Source organism: Streptomyces phytophilus, assembly GCF_013870535.1.
In the GTDB taxonomy this organism is placed as follows: Bacteria; Actinomycetota; Actinomycetes; order Streptomycetales; family Streptomycetaceae; genus Streptomyces; species Streptomyces phytophilus.
This window is the reverse complement of the sequence record NZ_JACBXC010000802.1, coordinates 1-2,836: the sequence shown is the minus strand read 5'-3', so window position 1 is coordinate 2,836 and position 2,836 is coordinate 1. Positions and strand designations below refer to the sequence as shown.

The window sequence follows — 2,836 nt, the reverse complement described above, 5'->3', positions numbered from 1 at the left end:
CGTCCCGCCACCCACTCGGCCACCGGCGCCCCGGCCGCGAGCTGGGCCAGCCCGAACGACACCAGCGACTGCCCCGCCTTGTCGATCCCCGTCTCGCTGTGCGCCCGCTTGCCGACCCGCAGCGCCTGCTGGAACAGGTCGTTCAGCGTCCGGCCCGCGGTGTGCTGCTGCTGCCCGAGCGCCAGCGACTCCTTGATCTGGCCGAGGATCTGCCCCTCGCCGACGACCATGGAGTCCAGCCCGCAACCCACCGTGAACAGGTGGTGCACGGCGCGGTCCTCGTAGTGCACGTACAGGTGCGGCGTCAGCTCCTCCAGGCTCGCGCCCGCGTGCTGCGCCAGCAGCGTCGACAGCTCGGCGACGCCCGCGTGGAACTTGTCCACCGCGGCGTACAGCTCGATCCGGTTGCACGTGGCCAGCACCGCCGCCTCCGTGACCGGAGCCGCCGCCACCGCGTCCGCGAGCAGCTTCGCGCGCGCGTCCGGCGCGAGCGAGGCCCGCTCCAGCACGCTCACGGGCGCGCTGCGGTGGCTGAGGCCGACGACGAGGACACTCATGCGGGCATCACGGCGGGTACGTCCCCGTCGGGCCCCTGACCGGTGCGCTTCTTCGCGGCGGTGGGGCGCGCCGCCGCGTCCGCCGCGGGCTTGCCGCCCTGCACCGCGTCCGCCGCCTCGGCCTCGCGCAGCTCGGCCTCCTCGCCGGCCTTGCGCTGCTCGTGGAAGGCGAGGATCTGCAGCTCTATCGAGAGGTCGACCTTGCGGACGTCGACGCCCTCGGGGACGTTCAGCACGGTCGGCGCGAAGTTGAGGATCGAGGTGACGCCCGCCTCCACCAGCCGGTTGCAGACCGCCTGCGCGGCGCCCGCGGGGGTGGCGATGACGCCGATGGAGACGCCGCTCTCCTTGATCAGCGGCTCCAGCTCGTCGGTGTGCCGGACGGTCAGGCCCGCGACCTGCTTGCCGGTCATGGCCCGGTCCGCGTCGATGAGCCCGGCGACGCGGAAGCCGCGCGAGGCGAAGCCGCCGTAGCCGGCGAGGGCGGCGCCGAGGTTGCCGATACCGACGATGACGACGGGCCAGTCCTGGGTCAGGCCCAGCTCGCGGGAGATCTGGTAGACGAGGTACTCGACGTCGTAGCCGACGCCGCGGGTGCCGTAGGAGCCGAGGTACGAGAAGTCCTTGCGCAGCTTCGCCGAGTTGACGCCGGCGGCGGCGGCCAGTTCCTCGGAGGAGACCGTGGGCACGGAGCGCTCCGAAAGCGCCGTGAGGGCCCGCAGATAAAGCGGGAGCCGGGCGACGGTGGCCTCGGGGATCCCTCGGCTTCGGGTCGCCGTTCGGTGAGTTCGGCCAGTTGCCACAGTGCTCCTGACGCTAGCGCGGTGCCGCGTACGGCCCGCCGGGGCGAAACCGCACTGATGGGAGAAGGCTATGCCTTTGTGAACGCGTGCACAAAGATGGTGTCCGCTTTGTCCGGGCAAAGTGACGGGCGTCACCCCGCGGCTCACGACCGCAGCGCCCGCCGCAGCCTCTCCGGGTCGACCCGCCAGAAGTCGTGCTGCTCACCGTCCACGAGGACCACCGGGATCTGCTCCCAGTAGCGCCGGTACAGCTCCTCGTCCCGGGTGATGTCCCTCTCCTCCCAGCCGGCACCCAGCTCCGCGCAGACGGCGGCGACCACCTCGCGCGCCTCGTCGCACAGATGGCAGCCGGGCTTGCCGATGAGGGTCACGGTCCGGTCGGCGGGGGCGGGCGCGGGGGCGGCGGTCTTGCGTCGCAGCAGGCTCATGTCATCGATTGTGCCGCGATGCACGAGCGTACGGAGCCACGCGTAAGCGAGCAGAACCGGACAGACAACGGCCCTGAAACGAATACGACCGGGCAGTGGGCACGCAAGGCCGGGCAGAAACCACCCGGGAGTTCACGCGTGCGTCCACGGAGGCCCGGCCCCTCGACACCGGTTGGCCCGCCTCGCACCGTTATGCTCATCGTCATGGCCGCATTCGGATGGCTCAGCCGCAGACGCCGCGCGACCGCGCGCAGCGTCGCCGCCGGCGAGGCCGCGGCCGAGGCGGCGCGCAAGACCTCGCAGGAGCTGGAGCACGCCGCGCTCGCGGAAGGCGTGGCGCCGGCCGGCGAGGCGGCAAAAGAGGACGAAGAACCGGACTTCCCCGTTCACGGCGACGTGCACGCGGCGGCCTTCTTCGACCTCGACAACACGATCATGCAGGGCGCCGCGCTCTACCACTTCGGCCGCGGGCTCTACAAGCGCAAGTTCTTCCGCACCCGCGACCTCGCCCGGTTCGCCTGGCAGCAGGCGTACTTCCGCCTCGCCGGCGCCGAGCACTCCGGGCACATGGAGGACGCGCAGTCCAGCGCCCTGTCCATCGTGCAGGGCCACCGCGTCGCCGATCTCATGGAGATGGGCGAGGAGATCTACGACGAGTACATGGCCGAGCGCATCTGGCCCGGCACCCGCGCGCTCGCCGAGGCGCACCTCGACGCCGGCCAGAAGGTGTGGCTCGTCACCGCCGCCCCCGTCGAGACCGCGACGATCATCGCCCGCCGGCTCGGCCTGACCGGCGCCCTGGGCACGGTCGCGGAGTCCGTCGGCGGCGTATACACCGGCCGGCTCGTCGGCGAGGTGCTGCACGGCCCCGCCAAGGCCGAGGCGGTACGGGCGCTGGCCGCCGCGGAGGCGCTGGAGCTGGAGCGCTGCGCCGCGTACAGCGACTCGGCGAACGACATCCCGATGCTCTCGCTCGTCGGCCATCCGTACGCGATCAACCCCGACGCGCGGCTGCGCAAGCACGCGCGCGAACACGGATGGCGGCTGC

Annotated in this window: 4 protein-coding genes; 1 reads left to right on the top strand and 3 read right to left on the bottom strand. The window is 72.3% G+C overall.

What is annotated here, in order from left to right:
• The 3 genes from H5J30_RS25475 to H5J30_RS25465 form a co-directional block, all read right to left on the bottom strand.
• A partial coding sequence (locus H5J30_RS25475) for a glutamyl-tRNA reductase (protein WP_508470705.1) occupies positions 1–557 on the bottom strand: 557 nt, incomplete at its 3' end.
• Complete coding sequence (locus H5J30_RS25470) at positions 554–1,360, bottom strand: redox-sensing transcriptional repressor Rex (RefSeq protein WP_181789690.1); 807 nt, start codon at positions 1,358–1,360, stop codon at positions 554–556. The genes H5J30_RS25475 and H5J30_RS25470, both read right to left, overlap by 4 nt.
• Before the next feature lie 143 nt (positions 1,361–1,503).
• Entirely contained in the window at positions 1,504–1,788 is a 285-nt protein-coding gene (locus H5J30_RS25465; RefSeq protein ID WP_181789689.1) for a glutaredoxin family protein, read from the bottom strand.
• Between the two features lie 204 nt (positions 1,789–1,992).
• Here H5J30_RS25465 and H5J30_RS25460 point away from each other — a divergent pair.
• Positions 1,993–2,836 (top strand): HAD family hydrolase (locus tag H5J30_RS25460; RefSeq protein WP_181789688.1); only part of this gene is annotated, 844 nt, incomplete at its 3' end.